The organism is Streptomyces sp. NPDC104106 (assembly GCF_055584345.1).
Genome location: NZ_JBVJMF010000010.1, coordinates 208,979 through 234,958 on the forward strand (window position 1 = coordinate 208,979; position 25,980 = coordinate 234,958).

Consider the following 25,980-nt stretch of genomic DNA (forward strand, 5'->3'; position numbering starts at 1 on the left):
TCAGGCTCCGAACTGGAGGGCGTTGACGAGGCGGCGTGCGGTTTTGACGGGGATGGAGCCGAGGCTGATGGCCGCGTCCGTGTCGCAGCGAAGGCAGTCCGGGTGGAAGTAAAGGTCGATGAATCCGCCGCGGGTGGCGGTCTTGAAGGCGCAGCTGAGGCGGTCCATGACCTTGTGCGCTTCGGTCCACTCGTTCAGGTCCAGACGGGATTCCGGCTGGGGCGGCGCACCGAGCAGGCAGGCCAGGCGGTCAGCCGTCTCGACGGAGACGTCACCGAGATCGATCTTGCCGTCCTGCACGGACAGGTCCGGGATCGCAAGCCCGTGCGCCTGGCAGACAGCCTGTAGGCCGTCGACGGTCCTGTAGGCCCGCCTCATTCCGCTGCGAATCAGCCGGGCCAGCTCGGCGGCCGTCTCCGGAGTGACCTTGCCCAGGTCGACGTACTCCCTGGGCCGGTCCATGTCGGGCATCGGCGAGACGCTGAGACCTGCGGCCCGAGCGGCGCGGTTCAGCTCATTCGACGCTTCTGCGGTCGTGGGGCGGGCAGGCCTCACCGGGGCATCAACAGTGATCGTCATGACTGGTTCTCCGAGCAGATGGTGCGCTGACAAAGCCGTGAGCACAGATGTGTCCGTCACGGGGGCCCGCCGATGGCACCGACCGGGGCTAAGTGCCGCATACGAGCAGCCGGGACGGAGCAGCGTTCCACCACAGGGAGCAAGGAGACGGGGTACGCCGTCCATGTCCAGCGGCCGGCCGGGCTTGGCACCGTGAAGGTGTACGGCTTGCCCCTGCGCAGTTCAACGACGGCCGCGTGGACAGCGCCGTGGTCACCGAGCCAGCCCCACACCGCGTGGAAGGTCTCGCGCTCCAGCGTGGAACTGATATCGCGAACGGCCTCACGCACCCACACGACTGCCAATCCGGGGGCATTGGTGGTGATGTCGGCCGGGCCCCAGTTCTGAAGCTGCCGGCCGTCGTGGTCGACGTGGCACCAATACGCTCGCGGCAGCAACTCGCTCACGCCGACCACCAACCACGGAATGGGGGGCGGGCGTTGAAGGTCGGGAGCGGACCGTCGTCATTCTCGGCCACCCGGTCGAGCAGGTCCGAAACGAGCATGGCGAGACGGCGTACGTAGGCGTCATCGGGATGGAAACCCTCCGCTGCCCCCTCGACGTCGAGGCACACCGCAAAGCCGATCCGCTTGATCAGATCCTGGTCCGGACGCCCCTTGACGCGATTCATGGCCTGGGTCACGAGCCCCCACAGGCAGCCCTGCAAGCAGGACACGATCTTCGGAATCTCGTCCGGCTGCAACGGTGCGGCACCCCAGCCGAGGACCAACTCCAGGTAGTCGTCGAGGAGCGCGCCACCAAGCGCCCCCAGCAGGTCGAACAGGGTTCGTGGGGCAGCGGGCGGGGCGGACCCGACCTTCATACTGCGGGCTGCGGCTGCATTGCACAGGGCCAACGACGGGTGCGCAGCGCTCACTTGGTCTCACCGGCGTCCGAGCGGGAGAGCGGAGTCCACGAGTAGCGCACTTGTACCCCGCGCTTCATGAGCCAACGGATCTCACGGTGGCGCAACTCGTGTGAGCCGTCAGGGGCGATGGCCGCCGGCCAGCGGACGATCACGACGCCGACCGAACCGGCTTCCGCCAGCTCCCGCACGCGCATCCAGCCCTCGCGGCGGCGAGGATCGGGTTCACCGTACGGGTCACGGATCGTCTCCGTAACCCGCAGGCCCCGCTCCGCCGCAAAGGATCGGCCCTCGCCTTCCGCGCGCTGGGTGGCCTGGCTCGGCGCCAACTTGCTGCGCTCAACGCAGACATATAAGACGGCGGCTACCGAGTCGCGGCTGGCGGCGATGGCGATCCCCTCCTGCATGGCGGTTGCTTTGGTCATTGGATGCCTCCCAGCTCCGCGTAGATCTCGAACCATTCGGTGGTCCAGTCGGAAACGTCGCCGTGTTCGTCGGCGTAGGTGCGGGCAGCGGGCGACACCGGCCCCGTACGGGCGTGCTCCGTCGCGGGGGTGCTGGGGTGGTGGTGCTCTTGGGGTGCGTGTGGCGTCATTGCCGCCTCGGCTCGCTCGCAGAAAGTCATGTGGGGGGCGGCGGACGGACCCCAAGGGGTGGGGTCCGGCCGCGCTGCCGGGCGGGTAGCTCGGCCGCCGCCTGGGCAAGGCCGCATGGGCGCACGAAATCACTGGTCGTGCGGAGAGCGGTACCTACCGTGAGCGACATCGGTAGAATCTCGCACAGAGCCAAAACTGACAAGTGGCTCGGTGACACGTTTTCACTTTTGACGAGTATCCGAACTGGCCTGCAACGCATGGAAACAGACACACTGACAGGCGCGATCCAGTACTGACGTGGAGGTCACATGGCCTACAAAGGCGTTCCCACCGTCCGAAAGAGGCTTCTCGGCGGGCAGCTCCGCCGCCTGCGCGAAGAGCGTGGCATCTCCATCGAGGACGTGGCGCAGAAGCTTGGCGTCGGCCACAGCACCGTGCGCCGCCAGGAGTCGGGCCACACCGCTGTCAGCGTCGCCGACGCCATCGCGTACGCGAGTATCTACGGCCTTGGAGACGACGATGTGAAGCAGCGACTCGTCGCGCTCGCCAAGCACGGCAGGGCGCGTGGCTGGTGGACGGCCTACGGCTCCAAGGTCGGCCCGACCGCCGTGGACGTCGCGGACGCGGAAGACCTCGCGACCGAGGTACGTACCTTCCAGCCACTCGCTGTGCCGGGCATCTTCCAGACAACCGACTACTCGGCAGCGATCATCGAGGCCCAAAGGTCCATCCGACCGGCCGACTCCCCATTGCCGGTTGACGACGCACTCACCCTGCGTGAGCGTCGCAAGGAAGTGCTGGTGCGGAAGAACCCGCCGCAGGTATGGGCGGTCATCGGAGAGGCCGTCATCCGTACCGAAGTCGGCAGCCCGCAGGTAATGCAGGAGCAGATCGCACACCTTGTGGACCTGGGGAAACGGAGCAATATCACGCTTCAGCTCCTCCCCTTCTCCGCCGGCGCGCACGTTGGCATGAACGGGGCGTTCATGCTGCTCAGCTTCGGAGACACCCTGGACGGGAGCATCACGTACGTGGAGTCGGGTGGACCGAACGCCTTCAACGACGAGCCGAACGAGGTTCGCGTGAGCGCGAACCGATTCACGCGGCTCCAATCCCAAGCACTGTCCACGAAGGAGACGGCGACATACTTGCGTCGTGCCATCTCGACCACGTGAGTTGGCTGACACAGCGCGGAAGGAACAACATGGCAGATAGCCTCGACCAGGGCGCACGCAGCTGGCACAAGTCCAGCCGCAGTGCCACGGAGAATGAGTGCGTGGAGTGCGGCGAGTACCCCGCAGGTGCGGCCGCTGACGTTGCAGTCCGCGACACCAAGAGGCAGAAGCGCGGCCCGGTTCTCGGCTTCACCGGCCAGGCGTGGGGCAGCTTCATCGCCGACATCAAGCGAAACGACCGGCTGAGCGGCCGTGCCTTGTAGGGAAGGTCTGGGCAGCATCTGACCTTCCGCCGACAAACACGCGAGGCCCGTCCCCAGGTGAGATGGGGGCGAGCCTCGCTAGTTCGTTCTCTTCGGACACTACCCACTGGCCCCGGCAGTCGCCCGGCGACGCACCGTGCAATCCCGTTTCACGCCGGCCAGCCGCCTCGCCGCCCAGCTCACATCTGGGCCCCGGAGGCAGCGGCTCCGGCACCACCGCAGGTCGGTCGCATGCCGCTGCCTACCGGTAGCAGCGGGTCGGCGTCAGCTACGTCGCCGCCAGCGCCGGCTCTCCTTCGTCCTCGTCGCGAGGGGCATCCGGCGCGGACGCCTCCGGCGACCACACGGCCATGAGCGGGGTGGGTTCCACAAGGAACTGGCGACAGTTGAATAGGCAAGCCCGCCAGTACCAAGGCCGATGAAGCCAGACCGCCGCGCTCCGACTCGAACTGCACGTGCCCAATGGTCACCCTCACCGAACGGACCGTGACTAGGGCCTGCGGGCCCCGGCTTCTTGGGGAGTCGCGCGTGAACTTCGCCTGCTGCTCCACCAGCGTCGCTTGCGTTTTGTCTGCCAACTTTGGAGAAGCTTAGCCATCGAGACTGTGCGAGCGTGCTCGGCTCCCAGCATCCTCTGCCAGCTAGAGACGGCACGCTCGAGCAGGAGAATCGCTTCCGCCGTCTTGCCCGCTTCCCAGTAGATGATGGCGAGATTGCCTCTGCATTCGACGGTCACTGGGTCGTCGGGGCCCAGGACTCGTTCGCGCACGGCAAGGGTGTCCTCCAGCAGCACAATGGCATCAACATGCCTGCGACGACTCTGCGAAGTTGCCAGCCGCTCGGGGGCCAATCTTCGGTCCTGGTGTGGAAAATCCGCCTGAAGTACCGCGAACGCATCCTTGGGGCGGTCGGCAAGGAAGTAGGTCCATGCGAGATCGCGTCTAGCGAGGAGCGTCTTGGGATGGGTGCGGCCCAGCAGCCGCTCGCTATTGGCCGTCAGCCGTTGCCAGTAGGGGAGCGCAGCCGAGCTAAGGGTCAGGGTGCGCCCAGCCCAGCGCAGGAGATGGTGCCCCTCGACCTCCCACAACAAGTCGCCCGTGCATCCGTCGAGGGTGTCGATGTTGGTCCGCAACACGGCCAGCCGTTCGCGGTCGAACGGGGAGAAGGCCTCCCACACCTCAGTCAGTCCGTCGACAGCTGCCTTCACAATGCCCGGCCAGGCGTCATCAGGTGTGTGTTCTCGCACGGCGCGTGCTGTGAGAGCGTGCAGCCGTACAGCACGTGAACCGGCCTGCGCAGTGTCGGTGAGCAAGCCGTACCGGTGTAGGAGCCGTAGTGCTGCGCGCGCCTGGTCGGGGGCGACCTTGGCGGGACCGTCGGCCGGTGATGTGCGGTGCCTGCTGAGGTAGTTGCTTACAGCGTCGCTCACCCACAGCGAATGGGGATGCCCGGCGGGGTCCAGGACAGCGGCCAGGCGCAAAGTGGGGATTGCCAACCCGACGGGCTCGCACGCTTGAGCCACACTCAAGGACAGGAGGAGGGCGGTAGCGACCTGCCGGCCGTATCCCTCGGTGTCTGCCTGGCGTGGGAACAGGTCATCCAGGGTGGCGGCGCTGTGGTTGAAGCGGTTGACGTACTCGGCGCAGGACACGTCCTCGTTGATCATGTACGCAGCGGCGTGCGATAGCGCCAGCGGCAAATAGCCCAGAGACTTGACCAGTGCCTCGACTTGGTCATCCAACAAATGCGTGGCGCGGGCCGAGCTGAGGCGCTCGTGCAGATAGATGCCGGCTTCTTCCGCGCTGTAGGTGTCGATGTTGACCATGGCTCGGCCGCCACCGGACAGCAGAGCGTCATGGCGCCGGGTGGTTGCCAACACTCGGCCGCGACCGTTCACAGATTGCGGGGGCCACCATGGCTGCATGGTCTCGGGGTCCGTGATGTCGTCCAGGACTACGAGCCACGAGCGAGATGTGGTGGCCAACCAGTCGAGAAAGACCTGAGCCAAGTCCTCTGGGCCCTGGGGCAGTTCGGCCTGTGGGGCTTCCACACAGCGCGCAGCATCGGCAAAACGGCCTACGACCTGTTCGGTCTCGCTGGCGTCGACCCACACGACCAACTCGACACCTTCGGTCAGAGCCTGGTGAGCGTAGGCGGCGGCCAGTTGGGTCTTGCCCACGCCACCGCCACCAGAAAGGACCTGGGTCAGAACCACCGTGCCATGCCCTGCGCGTGCCTGGTCGATCCGAGCACGTACCGCGCTCCGGTCCTGAAACGCGGATGCAAGACCTGGCACTGAACCCAACCGGAGCGGCCATCGGAGCGGGTGCCTCGGAGGCGGCGGGGAGACCGTCAGGTGGCTGACGTGGCCGCTGATGGCGACCGCATGCGCGGCTGATGCAGTGGCACTCCCCGACCTTTCGACCAGCACTGCGGCCTCGGCGCCTGCGGCGGAGCCGCCACCACCTCGGTAGCTGTCGACGGCCTGGTCCGATCCCCCCTTGCTGGCCCGGGAGCGGGACGATCTGCCTGCCCGACGCCACCTCATTGCCGATCTCGCCTTCCAGTCAACGCCACGGGCAGTTCTAGCCGGTGTAGTCGATTCCAGTGCCAGCAGTGCTGCCCCGGCCATGGGCGATGGCCTCGCCGGTCCGTTGCGCCCGTGCTGCTCGGTTATCCCCAGTGTCACGACGGCGAATGCCCGTATGCGCCTGACCACCACCAGTCGCCTCGGCCCGGCCAGTTTGGACGACTGCGTCCTGCAGCGCGGCTGTTGGTGGTGCGGCTGGCTGAAGCCACGCCCAAATCAATGCGCCCACCCCCGTGGCCGCCTGAACTGTCGCTCCCACCAGTTGGCCGGTATTTGGCCCCTCAAGCAGCCAGAAGAGCGGGGTCGAGACGGTTCCCGCCACGGCGGCCACTATCACCGTCATCCTCCACCTCGGCGACATGGTCCGTCCCTTCTCTCTCGCCCCGTCCCAACGGTCAGACGATCGGCAGGTATGTAGCAACATGCAGGACGGCCCCTGTGGGAACCGCAGTTCCATGTTCCGGTAAGACAGTCGCCGGGAGGGCGATATCGGTCAGATCGGGGTGTGACCTTCACCCCTCATCGGTGGTGAGCGGGAGTGCCACGACGGCCAACAGTTCCTCCGGATGACCAGCGGCAGTCACTCAGCGGACGGCACCGCACCCGCGCCGAAGACGGCAACGTCTCCGGGACCATGTCCCTCCCGGATCCGTACGGGTCTCACCGGGTGCGGCCAGGCTCTGTGATCCTGCGCTACGTCAACGTCATCTCCGCGACCAGGTCCGGCTCGACGAGGACGACGTCCAGCGGCGCGCGAGTGCTCGAGCCAGACCGCGAACGCATCGACGGTGCCGCCCAGTCAGTGCGTCCACGCGGCCGACGTCGACGGGCTTCGACAGGTCCAAGCAGGTTTACCAAGTCAAATCACAGGTACGGTCAAGGGTCCATCAAGACCATCCCGCCGGAACAAGCGCGACCGACCCCTGACACCTCCAGGCTCTCCATGCATAAAACCTGTTGATACAAAGGCAGTTGGAGGTTGTTCTGGTCATCGGCGACCGACGAGTAGGGTAAAGTTTCGGTCAGCCAGTTGGCCGTGAAGAAACCTTGTGGAGTCTGTGTGCGCCGTGTCTAATGATCAGGCGCTCCGCGAGGTGGACTAGACCAGTCTCGGCGTGAGGGCGCGCAAAAGCGGGGGGAACGCTTCAGCACAGGTACCGCGTCGCCTCCGCCTGCCATGCATCGACATGAGGGGGGCTCATGCGTCTGAGAAAGTTGGGTGTCGCCGCTGCTGCTCTGGCGACCGTTGGATCGGCTCTTCTGTACGGGGCCGGTCCGGCTTCCGCGGACATCATCGGCACGAAATACGTCAGCGACAACTGCGTCTTCGACGGCTGTTCCCAGGGTGACCTGTACATCTACTACCACTCGGTCGCCAACTCCGGGCAAGGCAACCCCTCGGGCAGCTTCGCCCAGTTCTACGGGAACATCTACGATCACGCCTACGCCGACGTGCCGGCCCGAGGCACCAACGTCTTCTGGCGGTACGTGTTCGTGTACTACTCGGGGTACGGCGACGGGTCCGGGCAGCAGGTGAAGAACAACGCGGCCGCGGCCAACAACTGCTCGTCCACGGACGGGTATCGCATCTACTACAACTCCGGTTTCACCGGGCACTCGCAGTCCATTCCGCACTACTTCGGCTGCGGTTCCAGCACCAACCTCGACTCCACGCTGAAGAACAACAATGCATCGTCTCACTTCGCGTAGCAGTGGGCGGGCGCGGCGGCTCGCGGCCCTGGCCGCGGCCGTCGCGGCGGCCTCCGTGTTGACGTCCTGTTCCTCGTCGCCGTCCGCCCCCACGTCCCCGAGCGCAGCGCCCGGAGGATCGTCAGCGATCGGCGCCGACACCTCGAAGTGGCCGAAGGCGGTCACGGACACCGGACTTGTCAAGGGCATGACGCTCCCGCTGCAGCAGTACATGCAGACGTATCAGGACTCCGTGGTGATCGAGCGCGCCGGCCGGAGCCTGGAGACGCAGTGCATGGCCCGGTACGGGTTCACGATGACGTTTCCCCCGGCGGGAGTGAATCCTCCGCCGAACGCGGACGACTCGAACATGCCTCGCCGCTACGGCATCAGCGACCCTGCGGCCGCCGCCAGGTATGGGTATGAGCTGCCGCCGGATTCAGCGGAGCATCCCAAGCCTCCGAAACTGACTCCTGCGGCGACCGCTGTGCTGACCGGACGCAAGGCGCTGGATCCGCGGGCAGAGGAGGCCCCATCCACCTACCAGGGCAAGAAGGTCCCTGAGGGGGGTTGTGAGCAGGAGTCGTTCGACAAGCTGGGGGCGCGTATCGACTTCACTCTGTCGTCTCATCTGGACCACGACAGCCTTGTGAAGTCGCAGGAGGACCCCCGGGTGCAGAAGGCCTTGGCAGCGTGGTCGGCATGCATGAAATCGAAGGGATACACGGTGGCCGACCCGTACGCAGCGGTGAATCTGGCTCCCAGGAGCGGCAGTGGAACCGCCTCGCAAGAGGAGATCACTCTCGCGCTGGCGGACATCGCCTGCAAGACGAAGACGGACCTGGTGCGCATCTGGCACGGCGTCGACGCGGCGATCCAACAACGGCAAGTGGAGCAGAACCAACTCGCGTTGCAGCAGCTCAAGGAGAGGAACACCAAGGCGGTCAAGGCAGCTGAGGCGGCGCTGCGTGACTGAGGAGGCGGACACCACGCCGGAAGCAGGTGACCGGGCGTTTTCGGCCGGTCAGGGGCTGGTCAGGCGTCGCCGGGTGTTGGGTGTGGCGGTGGTGTCGGCCATCGTCGTGTCGGCACTGGGACTGGGGGCATCGCAGGTCATCAAGTCGCCCGCCCAGGCAGCTGCGGACACGGCGGCCCCGCCGCCGAGCCTGCTGACCGCCCCTGTGGAACGGCGCGTGCTGCGGGACTCGGTGATCGTTCGCGGAACGGTGGCCGCATCGCAGACCGTTCAGATCGCACCGTCGGGATCCGGACGAGAGAGCGGCGGAACCCCGGTGATCACCAAGGTCGACGTACGGGCGGGAGATACGTTCCGTCCCGGGCGCCCGTTGCTTGAGGTCTCCGGTCGTCCCGTCATCGCTCTGAAGGGAACGCTGCCGGTCTACCGGGACCTCAAGCCGGGCACCGAGGGCGACGACGTGGCTCAGCTCCAGCAGGCCCTGGCCGGGACTGGTCATCCCGTGGCGGGTGACCGGACCGGCTTCTTCGGGCCGGGCACCAAGGCCGCCCTGAACTCCCTTTACCGTGCCATCGGTTATGACCCGCTGCCCGCCGTCCCGGACAGCGAGAACACGGTGACGAGCGCACAGGACGGCGTGACCGACGCCCGCCGCCACCTGCAGGATGCCCAGTCCGGCAGCAGCCACAGCACCGCCGCTCCGGGACCAGACGGCAAGACCCCGTCGGAAGGCTCAAGCGGCGACCCTTCCGTGGAAGTCAGCCGCGCGCGTGAGGACCTGGACAGGGCCGAGAAGAAACTCGCCGACGCCAAGGCCGTGAGCGGTCCTATGCTCCCTGCTTCTGAAGTGGTGTATGTGAAGGGCTTTCCGGCCCGGGTGGATGAGGTGGAGGGCAGTGTCGGCAGCCAGGTGTCCGGGACCGTGATGACGGTCTCGGCCGGCCGGCTCGTCGTGCGGGGGTTCCTATCCCGCGAGCAGCACACCCTGGTACGGCCCGGGCAGCAGGTGCAGATCCTTTCCGAACTGGACGGCACCACGGCCACGGCCACGGTGCGGTCCGTCGCGGACACGGTGACCCGCTCCCAGGTCGACGGTCAGGGCCAGGACGGGCATTCCGCCCCGGCCGGCGACAGTCCGCAGGGTTTTGCCGTGACGGTGTCACCCGACAAGGCTCTTCCGGTGTCGCTGGACGGACAGGACGTACGGCTGACCATCGAGACTGCCGCCACCAGCGGCGAGGTCCTGGTCGTTCCCGTGACCGCGATATCCGCGGGCGCGGACGGCTCCACCTCGGTAACCGTTGCTGCAGGTGGTGATCGCCGTCGCCGCGTGCCCGTGGTGACGGGGGCGTCCGGCGACGGATACGTGGAGGTACGCCCTGTACAGGGGGCGCGGCTGGGCGTGGGCGAGAAGGTCATCACCGGCATCGGTGGTGCACAGTGACAGCACCGGTGATTGAGCTGCGCGGGACGGCGCTCACCTATCCCGGCCCGCCGCCTGTGTCCGCGCTCCTGCCCTGTGACCTGACAGTGCAGCACGGGGACTTCGTCACGGTCGTCGGCCCGTCAGGGTCGGGGAAGTCGACGTTCCTGAACATCGTGGGCCTGCTGGACTCGCCGACTGAGGGCTGTTACCTCCTCGACGGGATCGACACCGGCCGCCTCGATGACCCCAGCCGTTCGGCGCTGCGCGGGCGACGGGTGGGATTCGTCTTCCAGGCCTTCCATCTGCTGCCCCACCGCAGCGCGCTGGAGAACGTGCAACTCGCCTTCGTCTACCAGCGGGTCCCCCGCCGTGAACGAGCGGAGCGAGCCCGCGAGGCGCTTGAGCGGGTCGGGCTCGGCCACCGCATCCACGCACTTCCCACCACCCTGTCGGGAGGCGAGCGGCAGCGCGTCGCCATCGCCCGCGCCCTGGTGGCACGGCCCGCCCTGCTGCTGTGCGATGAGCCGACCGGCAATCTGGACACCGCCACCGCGGCCCAGGTCCTCGACCTGCTGGAGGAACTGAACGCCGGCGGAGTCACCGTCGTCGTCATCACCCACGACCCCGTGGTCGCCCAGCGTGGCGCCCGCGTTCTGCACATCCGTGACGGAATTCTGCATGACACGGCGCAGGTGCCGTCGTGAAGCCCGGCCCCTTTCGTCCCCTGCGACGCCGGCCCGGACGCCCGGCTGCGGGCACAGTGGAGAAGTCCCGCTTCCACTGGCGGGATGCTGTATCGGAGTCGACCGCGGGTGTCCTGCAGCGACCGGCCCGGGCCGCGTTGACTGCTCTGGGTACCGTGCTGGGGGTCGGGGCGTTCGTCGCCGTCCTCGGCCTGACCGCTACGGCGACCTCGCAGATCGACGGCCGCTTCAGTCGGCTGAGCGCCACCGAGATCACCGTCCACGACGTTGCGCGCAGTCACACCGACTTCGAACCGCTCGCCTTCCCCGAGGATGCCGACCAGCGCGTGGAACGCCTCAACGGGGTCGAGCACGCCGGCGTGCTGTGGCCGGTGCAGCTCGGCAACAGTCAGCAGGTGCGCTCCGCGCCCATCGCCGGCACCGGCGTCAGCAGCCAGATCCAGGTCGTGGCTGCCTCCTCGGGAGCAGTCAGAGCCGCCGAGCCGGCACTGCGCCAGGGACGGCTCTTCGACCGCTGGCACGACCGCACCCGACAGCACGTCGCCCTGCTCGGCGCGGGCATGGCGAACAAACTCGGCATCACCACCCTGGACACCCAGCCCGCGGTCTTCATCGGCGACCAGGCGTTCACCGTCATCGGGATCCTCGGCGACGTACAGCGCAGAGCCGACCTGCTGCTCTCGGTCATCGTCCCCCGCACCACGGCCCAGTCGCTGTGGGGGCCGCCCAAAGACGGGGCTGACATGCTCGTCGCCACCCGGGTGGGAGCCGCCCAGCAGGTGGCCCGCGAGGCACCCGTCGCGCTGCGCCCCGACCATCCCGAATACTTCGAGGCCGTGCCGCCACCCGACCCCAGGAGCCTGCGCAGCGGCGTGAACCACGACCTCGGCCAGCTGTTCCTGCTCCTGGCCTGCGTGTGCCTGGTCATCGGCGCGGTCGGGATCGCCAACACCACGCTGGTGGCCGTCATGGAACGTACCGGCGAGATCGGACTGCGCCGCGCTCTCGGGGCACGTGCCCGGCACGTCCTCACCCAGTTCCTCACCGAATCCGCGGTGCTGGGCACGCTCGGCGGGCTCATCGGCACCTCGCTCGGCGTCCTGGTGGTGGTCGGCGTCTCCACCGTCCGGGACTGGACCCCTGTGGTACAGCCGGACACGGTGATCGCCGCCCCGTTGATCGGACTGGCCACCGGAGTGCTTGCCGGGCTGTACCCGGCATGGCGGGCCGCCCGTATCCAGCCGGTAGAAGCCCTCCGCCGCTAATTCGCCATCCCCCACTCGAGGAAGCCGATGCGCAACAACCGTCGCCCCACCACCGCGCTGGTACTCGCGGCCACCCTCATGGCCGGCGCGGCCGCCTGCGACACGCCCACGCACGCGCCCGCGTCGGACGAGGTCACCGGCACCGCTCACGCATTCCTTTCCGCGTGGCAGAGCGGTGACTTGGACAAAGCCGCCCGGCTGACCACGAACCCCCGCCAGGCCCGGACCGAATTGGCCGCGTACCGGGACGATACCGGTGTCGCCTCCTTGTCACTGACTCCCGAGAGCACCAGCCGTGACACCGTGCCCTTCAATGCGACAGCACGCCTGTCGTACGCCGGCAGCAACGCAACCTGGAAATACAGCTCCAAGCTGACCGTGGTGAGCGACGACACCACGGGCCACCCCCTGGTCTCCTGGCACAGTTACGTGATCAACCCCGCCCTGCCCGACGGCGGCGGCTACCTCTTGCAACCGTTCGCCCGGTCAGATACCCCCGTCACCACGGACCGCAACGGCAAGCTGCTGACCGCCCACGACCACCCAGGCCTGACGCAGATTCTGACGCAACTTCAACACCGCTACGCCGGTACAGGCCAACAAGCTCTGGGTATACGGCTCTCCTCCACTGGCGACAGCGGTGGCGGACGCGTTGTCGCCACCTTGCACGGGGGAAAGAGTGCGCAGGTCCCCACTCGGCTGGACGCTAAGGTGCAGCAGGCCGTGGATACAGCGGCCGCCAAGTATCCCGGTGCATCCGTGGTCGTCATCCGCCCCAGCACCGGTGACGTACTAGCCGCCCGCACCACCGGCACAGACTCCGACCCTACGTTGGAAGGCGTACAAGCCCCAGGACAGGTCTTCGAACTGGTCACCACCGCAGGCCTCCTGGACCACGGCGTGGTCACCTCCAGCACCCCGGCCGGTTGCCCCGCAAGTACCTCCTACGGCGGTCAGACCTTTACCAATCCCGACAACCGGAGCGCCCAGGAGGGCCGGTTCACCGACGTGTTCACTCACGCCTGCGACACCGGTTTCGTCCGGCTGGCCGGCGGACTCACCGGCCAGGATCTCGCCTCCGAGGCACGTGATGTATTCGGCTTGGGACTTGACTGGCAGACCGGTCTGACCACGGCCGACGGCGCCGTACCCGAACTCGACGGTGCCGACAAAGCCGCCGCGGCCATCGGTCGGGGCGAGGTCCGCCTCAACACGCTCAACCTCGCCTCCCTCACCGCCACCATCCAGAGCGGCTCCTTCAAACAGCCCCTCTTCGTCGATCCGAAAACCAGCGGGAAGACACCGGCCCGCGCCCACCGACCCCTGCCCAGCCCGGTCGCGAACGGGCTACGGGCGCTGATGCGCGCGTACGCCGATGCCTCCGGGATCAAAGGTTCCGCGTTCGGAGGAGTCGCCGACCAGTTCGCCGACAGTGACCAGCCCGTCATGGGCTGGTTCACCGCCTACCGCGGCGACCTGGCCGTAGCGGCCACCGTCGCCGAGCAGTCACACCGGCCGGAGACCGCCCAGGCCGTCGTCCGCGCGGTCCTCGACGCCACCGGCTGATCCCCCCGAGGGAAACTCCCGCCCGGCCGTCACCTTTCTTCGTGTCGGCCGTGGGCGGGCCGAGCCGTGCCCAAAAGAGGCACGGGAACCTCAACGAGAAGCGGGATGAACCTCTCTTGAGACCCAGAAGACGAATACACGCGCGCTGGGCCACCCTGGTGACCTGCGCCGCGCTGACCAGCAGCCTCATACAATCCACCACAGCCCTCGCGGCTCCGCACACCCCGCCCGCACAAGGCCACGGCAGACCGGCAGAGTCCGGAGGGGTGGTGGATCCGGACAAGAAGCTGGGCAGGGGCTGGGAAACCAGTACGGACCGCGCCGTGACAGCGGCCGCGGACAGCGACGGGCTGAGGATCCTCGTCGCCGACAGCGCCAAGGCGTATGCGTGGAAGGCGGTCACGAGTCTGAGTGAGCCGGGTCTGCCGGCGGACTCGTGGATCGGCAACCAGTGCGTCATCGACCACGACCACGCCGCTGTCGTCTACGCACCGCGCACCTTCACGAACAAGCCGGACCTGATGCAGGGCGGTGCGTTCGCGGCGATCGTGGACCTTAACTCCGGCACGGTGACGAAGCTGCCATTCACCGCATCACTGGCGTACTTCGACCCCTCCTGCAACCCACAGACGCACACGGCCGCGTTCACCGCGTTCCGTGACATGAACGACCCAGCCGCGACCCGCACCCGCGTCGTGACCGTGAACACCGCCGGCAAGACGCTGAGTGCGTCGGCCACCAAGGGCGAGGTCACCAGCGCCGTGCCCGTCAAGGACGGGGCGGTCGGTGCCCTGGGCCGGCATCTGGTCCACCTCGGCCACAAGGGCAAGGTCCAGGACCTGCTCACGGCCGGAGGCATACCGTTCGACATCCACCCGGTCGACGGCGGGAAGGTGGCCTTCGTCGAGCGCGACGGCAGCAAGCGCGCGCGTGCCCGGGTATGGAGCGCGCAGGGCAAGGCCGCTGTCGTGGCCGACGGCAGGCTCGGTGACCTCGACCTGGTCCGGGGCGGTTCCTCCGACGTGTTCCTCGTCGGGCACCCGTCCGGTGCCGCACACACACTGAGCAGCGGCATCACTCGGATCAACGCCGCCGTGGGCACGGACATCTCCAGCCTGGGCCGACTCGCCGTCAACCCGGTCCTCACCTCAGGGCTGCGCGCGGGCGTCGACCGGATCAAGAACGCCGGAAAGGGCTTCACTGAAACCGAGCCCGAATCGCCGCAGGCAGCGCAGGCACCGGGCATGCTGAAAGCCGCCCCGCCCCTGACGGTGACCTCCACCGCCACGGGCACCGGCACGAGGCTCAGCCAGCAGGTCTCGCCCACGTTGCCAGCCGCCGCGGGAAACGTGCTGTCTCCCGCCCTCGCCTCGGTCCACAAGGCGTCCGCCGCAGCCGGCGCAGGCTCGGGCAAGCATCCGCAGCTGGCACGGACCGCAACGGCGATCGTGTCGCACGACCCGACCGATCCCGACCGCTGGTGCTCCGTCTCCCGCAACGACGTCAACGCGCAGGCGCTGCAGCCGACGCCGAACCAGGTCGAGTGGGCCGTCGACATGGCCGTACGCGGTGACCTGCATGCTAGCTACCTCAACCAGGGTGGATACCGCAACCAGACCGGGATGAGCAGCATCGACCCGCAGGGTCTGTTCCCGCCGCCCACCCTGACCGGAGGCGGCAAGATCCCGGCCAACGTGATGCTCGGCATCATGGCCCAGGAGTCCAACCTGTGGCAGGCCGAATCCGGCTCCATCCCAGGCCAAATGGGCAACCCGCTCGCTGCGGTCGACGGCTACTACGGGCACAAGATCGACCCCGGTAATCCGGACTCGTACTGGAACATCAACTGGGACAAGTCCGACTGCGGCTATGGCGTCGGGCAGGTCACCGACGGCATGCGCCTGGCCGGGCATGAAAAGCCCGGGGAGACGAGCCTGTCGCCGGCCCTGCAGAAGGCCGTCGCCATCGACTACGCGACCAACATCGCCGCGTCGATGAAGATCCTGGCCGACAAGTGGAACGAGGTCCACAAGGACGGACAGAAGATCACCGTCAACAACGACGACCCGTCCTACGTGGAGAACTGGTTCACCGCGGCCTGGAACTACAACCTCGGGTTCAACCCGCCGTCCGACGCCTCGCAGCATGGCGGACACTGGGGCCTCGGCTGGTACAACAACCCCGCCAACCCCATCTACAAGAAGAGTTGGGGCCACCCGTTCATGGACACCTCCGTGGACGGCACCGAGGCCAACCACGACGCGGCACACCCGCAGGACTGGCCGTACGAGGAGAAGGTGATGGGCTGGGCAGCCTGGTCCATCGACACCGGCTACTCCTACGCCACCAACGGCCGCCAGGACTGGCCCGGCGAGTCCGGGTTCTCCTCGGCAGGATTCCGGCCGGCCTGGTGGAACAGCGACGCCGTACGCAGCCAGGTCTCGCCACCGCTGAGCATTTTCTGCAACAGCGACAACAACTGCGACCCGAACACACCGCCGAACTGCGGCACGCAGGAGTGCTACGCACAGTTCTGGTTCAACAAGCCCAACGCCACGTGGAAGACGAACTGCGCCACCGAGTGCGGGCACGAGCTGATCAAATACCAGTCGCTGATCCCGGAGCCGGGGCGCGGCTACCGGCTCAAGAACGGCACTCCGGTCTGCTCCGGGGCGCCCAGCGGAGCGCAGGTGGTGGCCTCGGTACCCAACGGCACGGAGACGTACAGCGACTGCGGGCAGACCACCTCCTCCGGCAGCTTCCAGTTCACGTTTTACGCCGACACCATGGGCACGCACTTCAACGCAAAGGCCGACCTGCACCAGGTCGGGGGCGGCTACGGCGGCCACTTCTGGTACACCCACGCCCGCGACGGCGACCACCTCGGCGGCGACAGCGGAAGCATGACGATCCTCGGTGACTGGAAGCTGAACTCGGCAATCTCCGGCGGCGGAGCCATGGTCTACGCGCACATCCCAGACACGGGTGCGCAGGTGTCCAACGCCTCCTACACGATCGTCACCCCGTTCGGCACGGTCACCAAGACCATCGACCAGGGTGCCAACGCATCCAACAAATGGGTATCGCTGGGCGCCTACAACTTCAAAGACCAGCCGCCGGAGGTGCAGTTGTCCAACGCCACGGCGGACGGCACCGCCGACAAGGACCTGGCCTGGGGGGCAGTCGCCTTCGTACCCGGCGACTTCAGCGGTATACCCAAGGTCAACTTCCCAGCGGAGAACCCTGCCGCTCCGGACGTCGACGACATCGCCGCTCAGAAACCTGACGTCGCCCCGGCACCCACACCCGTAGGCCTAGCCGCCTCACCCAAGAACACCCGACAGGCCATCACAGGCGCTAACACCAACGCGTGCTCCGCGAACAGCGACGGGACCAAGCTGTGCACGGGCCCCTACAAGCCATGGAGCGAACTGCCGAAGAGCCCGGCCAAGAAAGCCCCACCGAAATCCACTCACAGCCTCACTGCAAGCTCCGAGCCGGTTCCCTGGTGCAAGACCGCACCCGGATCCAACTTCCAGTACACACGCACCCAGGGATGCCTGCGCGGCGGCTACGCTCTGTACGTCAGGGACAGCAGTGGTGACGTCATCGGCGGCGGAAACGTCAAGATCGTCCAGGAGATCAAGCTCGAACCCACATCAGGGCAGTTCATCACCTGGACAGAGTTCTCCCTGCCGGACCTGACAGGCGTGCCCTCCGCGACGCTTGACCACTACTTCGAAAACTGCTTTGCCATGACCGACTGCACCGCGTCCCCGCCAAGTGCCTGGAGCGGCAGCACCACCTGGACACAAGGGGACCAGCACACAGCCTCCCGGACCGACACCTACAGCTGGAACAAAGTCGCCGGAGGCCAGGCGACGCTCAACCTGGACTGGAACACCAGCTGGAGTTCCCCCGGAACCTCCGCCACGGCCAACAACGAGTGGAAGGACGACGCTTTCGCCATCCGCTGCGACAATCAGGTCGGCGGAAACACCGGGTGCGTCTTCCCCAAGGTCTCCCCGACCATGTTCCTCAACTCGGCCAAGTACCCGGCCGCCGCAGCTTACTACTGGATTCTGATGGAGAAGCTGGCATCCCACCCGGGAAGCAAGAAATACAACAAGCCACTTCACCGCCTTGCGGATGACACGACCGCGTATGGCAACCGTCAGAAGATGTGCCTCAGTGCGGTAGCCGAGTGGAATCCGAACCCGAACGCGATCGGGAAGAGCTGCGACGAGTACCCCTTCGCCAAGTCGCGTGAAAGCGGCGGCATGACACTGCCATCAGGTAAGGCGTGCGTGCAGATGTACGCGGTGAAGAACCCCAACGGCACCTTCACGCTCAAGCTCGACGAGAACTACGCCTACCCCACATGGAACGAGATCTGCGGACGAGCGGCCATCACGACCACCCAGAACACGGCAGCCGGCGGTGAGCTCGGCCGGTTCACCACAGCGGTGAGACTGTTGGACAACGACGCCTACTACGTCAACACCGGTTTCGAAACCTGCGATCTCAGCCAGGTCTGCAACATCAACTGACCCGATCGCTGACTCAAACAAGCGGCCCGCTGGATGATTCCACATCCAGCGGGCCGCTCCACACCCGTCAGGAGGCTACTCCTGCGCCGATCGAACATTCCACTCAATCATGCGCCCCTCATGCACAGAAGGAGCTCGAGGAATTACCGTTACCGGGGTCAGGGCCTTAACCGCTTTACACAGATCTGCCATCATGAGATCCATACGCGGCCACAACATCCGATACTCGGGATCACCGAACGAAATTTCCCCTACTTCTCCCGAATAATGATACCGATGGTCCACGAACAGCAGGTCACCGGACATATTCTGAGCGAGAGGGACCCACCGGCTGTCGGCGATGCGGCCGACGACCAGATCCTCGTCGCCCTCCTCGCGAGCATCCTCCACCATCGAGACGAGATCTCGATAGGCCCCCAGAATGCTGTCAACGTCCAATAGGCTGTAGCCGAGGAGGAAGGCTCCCGGATCCGTACTGGCGCTACGCATGGTCACGCCGTTATGGAGCCTGAGGATTGTCCTCATGTCCTCGTGGATGGAGAAGCCAAGCCCGTCTTCCAGGCGCTTAATATCGCCCTCCGAACTTCCCGGCAGCAAGGACTCATAGTCTCCGGGAGCGTGCTCGGCCAGCCAGTTCTCGAAGTTACGCCACAGTTGGGCAAGGCCCGGTATTTCGGTCGCCATGACCACTTCTATATCACGTGCACGGTTTCACCGGCCGCGATCGGAGCCTTCTGGGGGGACCGGTCGGTCAGCAAGGTGCCCGGAACGCCGGCCACTCTCGTCTTCAGTGCGCCGATCCTGCGTCTGAGCCCGGTCGACTACACCGGCCGCACCAGGCGTCCTCGCAGTGGCGCGCCAGGACGCGGATCAGAGGAGATGACAGACGGACGCGGCTCCAGGTCGCCGCATGCCCTACCCGAGAGGCTGCGGGCCTCGTTCACCCGCCGCTCATGGATCGCGTTCACTGCGTACGCGGACAACACCGAGGTGCACGACATGAGATGGGGCGGGTAGCCGGGGTTGACCCGGGTGTCCAACGCCTGATGACGGGCCTACCTGCATGACCGTTCCCGGCAACGCCGCGGCGCGTCTGTACGCGGACACCCTGGAGGCCGCGCTGGGCGCCTGGCCCAAGAAGCAACCCTGCCAGACCGTGTGGGGAAGTCCAACAGAGCTTCCCCACGCGGTTTTTGAGTACACATACTCATGCTGTCGGCCGCACGTGGGCTGCATGCTGAGGGCGGACGGGAGGAGACCCACGTTCATGAAGCGGGTCAAGCAGGTCAAGACAGCGCCATTGATGCTTCTGGCGCTGGTGGTGTCCGCGTGCTCGGCGGAGGACCGAGCTGTACCGGAGAAGACTGTCCGCGAACTTGCCGGAAGCCCGGAAGCGGTCAACGCCAGGCAGAAGTCGGAAGCTGGGCTCAGAGAAGCGGTTCAGGCGTACGTCGAGCACACGCCCTTGAAGCTCGGCCTGGTCGTGGTCAGCGACGCCTGCTGGGGCGGAACGGCCAGGGGATGGCTGGAGGCCAGGGACAGCGACCTGTACAAGATCAGCTGCGGTCTGAATGTCACCGCCTACTTCGGCGCCGACCCGAAACACATCGTGCCCGTCCTCGACGGGATCCTCACAGCCGGCGACCGGAACGTACCCGGCATTGAGTTCAACCACGCAGCAGACGAAGCGCTCATCGACTACTACCGGAAACCGTACGACAAACGCAATCCTGAAATACCTTCGCGTGACGCCGTCAGTCAGAGTCTGAAGTGGGATCCGGTACGCGACCGCCAATGGAAACCCAATTTCATCGGCGAACCGACAGGCCCGTGTGAAAATGATCCACCGGTCAAACGGTGTCTGCGCGAACCGTCTTCCGCCACGGTGGCTGCCATCCGCAAACAGTACGGCATGGTGTTCCAGCTCAACCTGGGCACAACCTACTTCAAAATCATGAAGAAGCACTAACCTCGATCTTGCATGAGGGTCCGTCAGCTTGCTGACGGACCCTTTCTGCCTGTTCAAGGCGGGGATTTCTGTCACGTGGGCAGGCTGATGACCCGGCTGTCACGCCGGGTGGGCGCCGGGTTCCACATCGGCGATCGGGGTGTGCTTGGTGTTGGTGGCGAAGCAGGTTAACCGTAGCCCGTCGGCGTCGGTGAAGCTCAACTGAGCACCCGGATGCGGTGCGACGGCAGTCCGTCTCGGGATCGACCGAAGGCCGACTGGTCGGTCTTACCCGGCCCGGTCACCTGGCAGGTTGCAGCGTCCTACGCCTTGTCATCCCTGCCTCGCAGGGATGACAAGACCAAGCGCCCATACCGTGTGGTGAGGGCCCCGGCTGCGGCGGCGACCGACAGTGTCAGTGCGATGAGCAGGTCTGCCACGGAGTTGTCGCCGAGGACTTGCAGGATGCTGAGGGCCGTGCCGAGTGGCAGGCCGAGAATGGTGAGGACGCCGAGGGCCCCACTGATCTGCTGGCTTTCCTGAGTTTGTACGAGTCTGCTGTAGTCGGCGGCTTCAGCGAGGATTTCATGGAATCGGGCTGGGAGCCGGTGCTGATTCTGGAAGGCGAGCAGCAGATCGTTCGCTGCCCCGTGTGCCGTGAGGTGCTGCCGCCAGTAGGTGCTGCGGAAGACAGCGATATTCCTCTCCAGTGCGGCAACCCGGCGTGCCAGCTGTGATGAGTTGAACACCTCGGAGAGTTCGTCGGTGAGTTCGTCGATGTGATCGCGCTGGAGTGCGCCGAGGAGCAGGGCGTCGAGATAGACGGTGCGGGAGTGCAGTGCGGCGAATTCGAAGAAGTCGCCGGCGCCGGTATCGGCCCGGTGGCCGAGGAAGGCTGCCCCTTGACGTAGTACGAGGGCACTCCAGTCTGCCGAGATCCTGACAACGTCCTTGAGCTGGTCGCCGGCAGTCTCTGGGGGCAGGGGAAAGTCGTCCGGAGTGGAGCGTGACGCCAGTTGCCACAGCCAGCGATCCGCGCTTGCAGGCAGCGCCCCTTCCAGGCCGGAGCGGAGGGCTGAGGCCTGCTGTGACGTAGGGGTCATGAAGGCGATGGTGTAGGGCCTGGCTATGGCGAAGGGTGCGTCTGGATTGCGGACGTCGGCGATGCCGGCGAGAAGCCCGGCTGGGTCAAGGGGACCTGCGAGCGGATCGTCGATGGGGCTCGGCCGTCGGCCGGCCAGAGAGCGCAGTACGGGCAGCAGCGGTCTTTCGACGCTCAAGTGCAAGACGGCCAGGGCATGTTCTGGATTGCGAGCTGTGGCCGCGCGGAGAAGTTCCATGCCCAGCAGGTGGAGTCCGTCCTGCTTGACGTCCAGCGGCAGGTGCCAGCGGCGTGGCCGCCCGGGTGCCCCGTAGATCGCGCGGGCGGAGGCAGGGGCGAAGTAGGTGGACCGGGTGCGGGCGTCGGTGCGGCGACTGCCCAGTTCGAAAGGGAACGGACCCTCGGGCCAGTTGGGGACGTGTAACAGCCGCACGGGCAGGATGACGGTCAACTCCTGGCGTGCGCCCGTGACATCCTCAAGCAGCGGAACTTCATGGGGGTTCACCGGTAGTACTCGGCTGGGTCGGGCTGGTCGAGGCGAATGACGAATTCGGCCCGGTCGGGGCTTTCGTTGCTGGCGTGAAAGCGGACGCGTTCGCCTGTGCGGATGGTTCGGAATCCCTCGGTCACGATCTGCCGGTAGTCGAAGCTGTAGTAACGCTCGTCCTCGTCGTCCCGGACGATGTAGGAGCCAAGCGCACCACTTATCCCTCCGCCACTTGGACGCCTGTCCACAATGGTTCCGTGACGCGGCCCGCCTCCGCTCATGCCGTAGTCTCCTCTGCCTGGGACGTGTCGACGTCTTGCACGCACCGGAAGCCGACTGCGTTGCTCGCACCGCGCTTGCGGTAGATGCCCTTGCTGCTGCTCTGCACCGCCCGCATCGGGTTGTCGTAGCTGCCACCGCAGATGACGGCCTCGCCGGGGTCGTCCAGGCTGGTGGATGTCCATTCCCAGCAGTTGCCCACCATGTCGAGGACGCCGAACGGGGAGCGGTTGCCTGGTCGCTCGTCCACGGGGGTCGCCCCGGCTCGGCGCACAGCGTCACCGGCGAAGTCCCGGTACCACGCCTGGTACGTCACCACAGGTCGACCGACCCACGTGTCGGCGCAGTTGACACGGGTACCGTCGGGGGCCTCGCCCCAGGGGAACAGGCGCCCATCGGTGCCGCGCGCAGCGGCCTCCCACTCCAGGGAGGTCGGCAGACGTTTCCCTTCGAACGCGGCGAAGGCGCATGCGCTCCACCAGCTGACGCAGATGGCAGGGTGGGCGTCGTAGCGCGGGTTCTCGTAGTAGTCGGGCTGCCGCAGTCGGTCGGTCCAAGGGCGGTGTGTGACGCCCGCCGGCTGGTCGGGGTGGTCCCACTGCGAGGTGCCGTCCACGTCGAGGGCATCGAGGAAGCGGCGGTAGCGCGCGACGGTCACGGCGTAGCGGTCGAAGCGAACGGGATGCTCGACTCGGCGCATCAGCAGCCGTTCGGGCGGCCCGACCAAGTAGGCTCCGGCAGGCAACACGCAGTCGCCAGTCCCTGGACTGCTGGGCATGCCGGCGAGGAATGCGCGCACCTGCTCGGTGAGGAAGGCGCCGCCCGGAAGATCAGCTGCAAGGTCTCGGTTCGCCCGCTCGGTCAGAAACCTGGCGGCCAGAAGTTCCTGGTAAGCCGTGTGCACGAACGCGACGTGATCGGGCCCAGCGGGCCGCAGCAGCGGAGCAAGGACACAGGCACCGAGATCGAGGCGTCCGTCCTTGAAGGCGTTGGCCCCCAGCTTCCGATGTATGTCGAGGACGGAGAACACGGCGCGGTCGGTGAGGAAGGCATGTCCGAACGCGGTGGGTAACCCCTTTTCCAGGTCGGGTTGACCACTCTCGGCCAGCGTCCGCGTGATGTGAGCGCCCAGGATGTCTGCGAGCGGCTTCCCCGCCGGAAGGTTCAGCGCCTTGGTGAGGCGCTTCTCAAGAGGTGTTGCGTCAGGCTCCGCCAGGCGTACGACATGGAAGTGGGGCACGCGGGAAGGATCCAGGCCGTTCGCGTACATCTGCTCGACCAACTGCTCGGAGCGGCCCGCGCCGCTGTCCAGCAGCTGACGTACCTGCGGCGAGTCCGCGAGGAAGGACACCCGAGAACTCATGACCACAGCCGATTCGGCAGACAGGACGGCCGCCAGATCGGTGAACAGGCGTAGAAAGCCGGCAGAGCTCGGTTCGTCGACACCTTCGTCGACGGCGTCCAGCACGCACAGCGCGGTCCCGGAACGGATGAGGTAGAGGAAGAGGTCGTAAGCACGCGAGCGGTCCGACATCATGGCCGGTGCGAGGAGGCGGGCCGCGTACTCGGAGAACGGCTCGTCCTTCGGTTTGAGACCGAGGTCGAAGTAGAAGCGGAAGCGACGGACCTCGGGGTTGGCAGCCAGCGAGCGCAGAAGCGTGCTCTTGCCGCTCCCCGGACGACCGGTGACCAGCACGTTCGCACTGCCGCACGCCAGGCGAGTCAGGAGCTTCGCCGCATCGCCGGACTGCTCCATGCTCGACTCGCCGGTGTGCGGGTCAATGGTCAGCGCTGCCGCGGCAACAGCAGACCGCGGCTCCCCCTGGTTGCCAGCGGTGGTGAGATCGGCGAGGTGGGTATCGAGATTGACGAGGGTGTCGACGAAGCCGTCGTAACGCACGATCCGGAAGTCCAGACCCAGCATCCGGTGGAGGGCTCCGGGCTCCGCACCGCCGTCGTCGTCCAGGACGACGAACCGCGTGAGCTTGGGTAACCGGGTGCGCAGCAGCTCCCCGTCGCTGGAGGAAAGGACGGTACTCAGGTCGTCGGCGTCCCGAGAGAGCATCAGCTCCACGTACTCCAGGCGCATCCCCGACTCACGGCAGAACAGCTGGTACACGGTGTCCGGGCTGAGGACGAACCGCTTGGCCTGCCGGTAGCCGAGGGTGACGTACAACCCGGCGAGGAACTCGCAGCGGCGGGCCACCTCGGGCGCCATGTCCGGCTCACCGCCAAGGAGCGCCGCGCTCCCGGTGTCGGTGAACCAGACCAGCACGTCGACGAGCCTGCGGACCGCCAGCAGCCCGTCCTCGTCGCTGATGTCGTAGCCGTCGTGGGTGGACCGGTTACGGAGCCGCCGGATGTCGTCGAGCGCGTCCAGAACCGTACTGCTGCGAATGTACGGACGACAGCGCTTGACCAGGTCGTTCAGAGCCTTCGTCGAAGGGTCGCCCTCGACGTCGTGGTGGCGCCACAGCTCCTTGAGCAGCTTCTCGGTCAGTTTCCCGACCAGGGCGACCGCGTTCTCGGGATAGCCGTCGTTGAGGGAGCGTAACGGCCGTTCCAGATCAAGCCCCAGACGATCGGCGATCCGGGAGTGGTCGTCGAGTTCACTCCGCAGGCGTCGCAGCCGTTCGTCGACGATGGCGCTCACAAAGACTCCCCACATCGCCGACCGAGGACAAATGCGAACCGATCGGGAAACGCCAGCACGGGCTCTGGGTGGGCGACGCGCATCTCTTCGATGCCCGTCTCGATCTCGCTGTCGCTGAAGGTGGAGAGCAGGGACATGTAGCGGGCGCGCACCATGCCGAGGAACTTGTCCCGGTCGATGCGCAGCTCATGCTCGACGTAACTGAGGCTGGCTTCCAGCCCAGCAGTGCGCAGATGTCCCTCGATAATGGCCGGGTCCGGCTGCAACTCCTCGAAGCGCGCAAGTGCCGCCTTGAACAGCGGGTACTGGATGGTGGCCGGAAGCATCACCACCAGCAGCCGGCCTCCGGGCGCCAGCCGGTCGGCCAAGCCGCGAAGCGTGTGCTGCTGATTGGCCACGTGGTGCACCGACTCTTTCAGCCACATCGCATCCAACTGCTCGTACGGCAGACGAGTACGCCCTTCGGCGACGTCCTCGGCGGAAGCAACGATCGGCGTCAGGTCGTGCGGAGGCGGCGTGCCGAGCTGACCAAGCATCGCCTCGGAAGGATCGATGCACAGGATGGGATGGCGAGGCTGGAGCTGGTTGGCCACTTCTCTGGCGAACAGGCCCGTGCCGGACCCGATGTCGGCGATCCGGTCCGTCGGGGCGAGCCGCAGCGCCTTGGTGACCTGACCGGACATCCAGGGAACGTAGTGCGGACCATAGACCCAGTGCTCGTCGTACTCTGCTGCCAACTCCTCGTAGTGACCTCGCACATCGCGCCGCTCCACGATCCCCCTCGGTGCCCCACGTGTGTCGCCGGTTGTGCCGCACAAGGCACAGGGCAGGCTATCGCGAGTGCTGACGCCGCAACAGTCCGTAACTGGCCGAGCGGTGCAGTGCCGCTCACGTCATCTGTGACGTTCGCGACCAGCTGCGGTGAGGAGCCGTGGCCCATCTACTTTTTCACGGCTTCGCTGGCGTGCCGCAGCCGTGACCCTGGGCTGATTGTGCCGCGAAGGCTACGAAAGCCTGGCGCTCGGAGACGCTGGCTTGGGAGGCGAGCGCTCGAGTGTGTACAGCGCCGTGCCGGTGGGGCATGGGGCGGTCGTCCAGGACTTGCCATCGTTGATGCCGTTGGCTCCGACGTAGTCGTACGGATCGCGCTGGGGTTGTGACGCGAGGCGTTGGTGTAGGGGCCGTAATAGGCGCGAGGCGGAAGATCGGTTTGCCCCGGCGCGGCCAC

General features: G+C 66.5%; 21 protein-coding genes. 10 read left to right on the forward strand and 11 right to left on the reverse strand.

Annotated features, from left to right (window positions below; all coding sequences use genetic code 11):
- The 5 genes from ACZ60X_RS24340 to ACZ60X_RS24360 are packed head-to-tail and all read right to left on the reverse strand — an operon-like array spanning window position 1 to window position 2,078.
- Complete coding sequence (locus ACZ60X_RS24340; protein ID WP_469602102.1) at window positions 1-624, reverse strand: hypothetical protein; 624 nt, start codon at window positions 622-624, stop codon at window positions 1-3.
- A gap of 11 nt (window positions 625-635) precedes the next feature.
- Window positions 636-1,025, reverse strand: a complete 390-nt coding sequence (locus ACZ60X_RS24345; protein WP_469602106.1) for a hypothetical protein — start codon at window positions 1,023-1,025, stop codon at window positions 636-638.
- Entirely contained in the window at window positions 1,022-1,441 is a 420-nt protein-coding gene (locus ACZ60X_RS24350; protein WP_469602109.1) for a DUF6415 family natural product biosynthesis protein, read from the reverse strand. The genes ACZ60X_RS24345 and ACZ60X_RS24350 overlap by 4 nt, the downstream gene beginning before the upstream one ends.
- 50 nt (window positions 1,442-1,491) lie before the next feature.
- The gene (locus ACZ60X_RS24355; RefSeq protein ID WP_469602112.1) at window positions 1,492-1,908 is read right to left on the reverse strand and encodes a hypothetical protein; all 417 of its coding nucleotides are present in this window, start codon (window positions 1,906-1,908) and stop codon (window positions 1,492-1,494) included.
- Complete coding sequence (locus tag ACZ60X_RS24360) at window positions 1,905-2,078, reverse strand: hypothetical protein (RefSeq protein ID WP_451238245.1); 174 nt, start codon at window positions 2,076-2,078, stop codon at window positions 1,905-1,907. Before ACZ60X_RS24360 ends, ACZ60X_RS24355 begins: the two co-directional genes overlap by 4 nt.
- Window positions 2,079-2,387: 309 nt before the next feature.
- Here ACZ60X_RS24360 and ACZ60X_RS24365 point away from each other — a divergent pair, with 309 nt between their 5' ends.
- Both ACZ60X_RS24365 and ACZ60X_RS24370 read left to right on the forward strand, forming a co-directional pair.
- On the forward strand, window positions 2,388-3,254 hold the full coding sequence (locus ACZ60X_RS24365; RefSeq protein WP_469602115.1) for a helix-turn-helix domain-containing protein: 867 nt from the start codon (window positions 2,388-2,390) through the stop codon (window positions 3,252-3,254).
- A gap of 29 nt (window positions 3,255-3,283) precedes the next feature.
- Complete coding sequence (locus ACZ60X_RS24370) at window positions 3,284-3,517, forward strand: DUF397 domain-containing protein (RefSeq protein WP_469602118.1); 234 nt, start codon at window positions 3,284-3,286, stop codon at window positions 3,515-3,517.
- Between the two features lie 490 nt (window positions 3,518-4,007).
- On the opposite strand, the gene ACZ60X_RS24375 is transcribed toward ACZ60X_RS24370, so the two are convergent.
- Window positions 4,008-5,696, reverse strand: coding sequence for a tetratricopeptide repeat protein (locus ACZ60X_RS24375; RefSeq protein WP_469602120.1), 1,689 nt, complete (start codon window positions 5,694-5,696; stop codon window positions 4,008-4,010).
- A 1,611-nt stretch (window positions 5,697-7,307) separates the two neighbouring features.
- On the opposite strand from ACZ60X_RS24375, the gene ACZ60X_RS24380 reads away from it, so the two are divergent.
- The 7 genes from ACZ60X_RS24380 to ACZ60X_RS24410 all read left to right on the forward strand — a co-directional run bounded on the left by ACZ60X_RS24380 (window position 7,308) and on the right by ACZ60X_RS24410 (window position 18,283).
- Window positions 7,308-7,817: a hypothetical protein gene (locus tag ACZ60X_RS24380; protein WP_469602124.1), complete on the forward strand. Its 510-nt coding sequence runs from the start codon at window positions 7,308-7,310 to the stop codon at window positions 7,815-7,817.
- Window positions 7,818-8,004: 187 nt separating this feature from the next.
- Complete coding sequence (locus ACZ60X_RS24385; protein ID WP_469602127.1) at window positions 8,005-8,772, forward strand: hypothetical protein; 768 nt, start codon at window positions 8,005-8,007, stop codon at window positions 8,770-8,772.
- Entirely contained in the window at window positions 8,765-10,216 is a 1,452-nt protein-coding gene (locus ACZ60X_RS24390) for an efflux RND transporter periplasmic adaptor subunit (RefSeq protein ID WP_469602130.1), read from the forward strand. Before ACZ60X_RS24385 ends, ACZ60X_RS24390 begins: the two co-directional genes overlap by 8 nt.
- Window positions 10,213-10,902: an ABC transporter ATP-binding protein gene (locus tag ACZ60X_RS24395; protein ID WP_469602134.1), complete on the forward strand. Its 690-nt coding sequence runs from the start codon at window positions 10,213-10,215 to the stop codon at window positions 10,900-10,902. Before ACZ60X_RS24390 ends, ACZ60X_RS24395 begins: the two co-directional genes overlap by 4 nt.
- A complete protein-coding gene (locus ACZ60X_RS24400; protein ID WP_469602137.1) occupies window positions 10,899-12,167 on the forward strand; it encodes an ABC transporter permease in 1,269 nt (422 codons plus the stop codon). Before ACZ60X_RS24395 ends, ACZ60X_RS24400 begins: the two co-directional genes overlap by 4 nt.
- Window positions 12,168-12,245: 78 nt before the next feature.
- Window positions 12,246-13,733 carry a penicillin-binding transpeptidase domain-containing protein gene (locus ACZ60X_RS24405; RefSeq protein ID WP_469602140.1) on the forward strand — a complete coding sequence of 496 codons (1,488 nt, stop codon included), beginning with the start codon at window positions 12,246-12,248 and terminating at the stop codon, window positions 13,731-13,733.
- A gap of 269 nt (window positions 13,734-14,002) precedes the next feature.
- Window positions 14,003-18,283, forward strand: coding sequence for a golvesin C-terminal-like domain-containing protein (locus ACZ60X_RS24410; protein WP_469602145.1), 4,281 nt, complete (start codon window positions 14,003-14,005; stop codon window positions 18,281-18,283).
- Between the two features lie 75 nt (window positions 18,284-18,358).
- Here ACZ60X_RS24410 and ACZ60X_RS24415 read toward each other — a convergent pair whose 3' ends face one another.
- Window positions 18,359-18,967: an SMI1/KNR4 family protein gene (locus ACZ60X_RS24415; RefSeq protein WP_469602148.1), complete on the reverse strand. Its 609-nt coding sequence runs from the start codon at window positions 18,965-18,967 to the stop codon at window positions 18,359-18,361.
- A 583-nt stretch (window positions 18,968-19,550) separates the two neighbouring features.
- Between ACZ60X_RS24415 and ACZ60X_RS24420 the strand changes: the two genes are divergently transcribed.
- Window positions 19,551-20,252, forward strand: a complete 702-nt coding sequence (locus ACZ60X_RS24420) for a hypothetical protein (RefSeq protein WP_469602151.1) — start codon at window positions 19,551-19,553, stop codon at window positions 20,250-20,252.
- A gap of 302 nt (window positions 20,253-20,554) precedes the next feature.
- On the opposite strand, the gene ACZ60X_RS24425 is transcribed toward ACZ60X_RS24420, so the two are convergent.
- The 4 genes from ACZ60X_RS24425 to ACZ60X_RS24440 are packed head-to-tail and all read right to left on the reverse strand — an operon-like array spanning window position 20,555 to window position 25,525.
- A complete protein-coding gene (locus ACZ60X_RS24425; RefSeq protein ID WP_469602154.1) occupies window positions 20,555-21,838 on the reverse strand; it encodes a hypothetical protein in 1,284 nt (427 codons plus the stop codon).
- Window positions 21,835-22,101, reverse strand: coding sequence for a hypothetical protein (locus ACZ60X_RS24430; protein WP_469602157.1), 267 nt, complete (start codon window positions 22,099-22,101; stop codon window positions 21,835-21,837). The genes ACZ60X_RS24425 and ACZ60X_RS24430 overlap by 4 nt, the downstream gene beginning before the upstream one ends.
- Window positions 22,098-24,752 (reverse strand): SUMF1/EgtB/PvdO family nonheme iron enzyme, encoded by a 2,655-nt coding sequence (locus ACZ60X_RS24435; protein WP_469602160.1) that lies wholly within the window; start codon window positions 24,750-24,752, stop codon window positions 22,098-22,100. Before ACZ60X_RS24435 ends, ACZ60X_RS24430 begins: the two co-directional genes overlap by 4 nt.
- Window positions 24,749-25,525 carry a class I SAM-dependent methyltransferase gene (locus ACZ60X_RS24440; protein ID WP_469602163.1) on the reverse strand — a complete coding sequence of 259 codons (777 nt, stop codon included), beginning with the start codon at window positions 25,523-25,525 and terminating at the stop codon, window positions 24,749-24,751. Before ACZ60X_RS24440 ends, ACZ60X_RS24435 begins: the two co-directional genes overlap by 4 nt.
- Window positions 25,526-25,980: the final 455 nt, after the last annotated feature.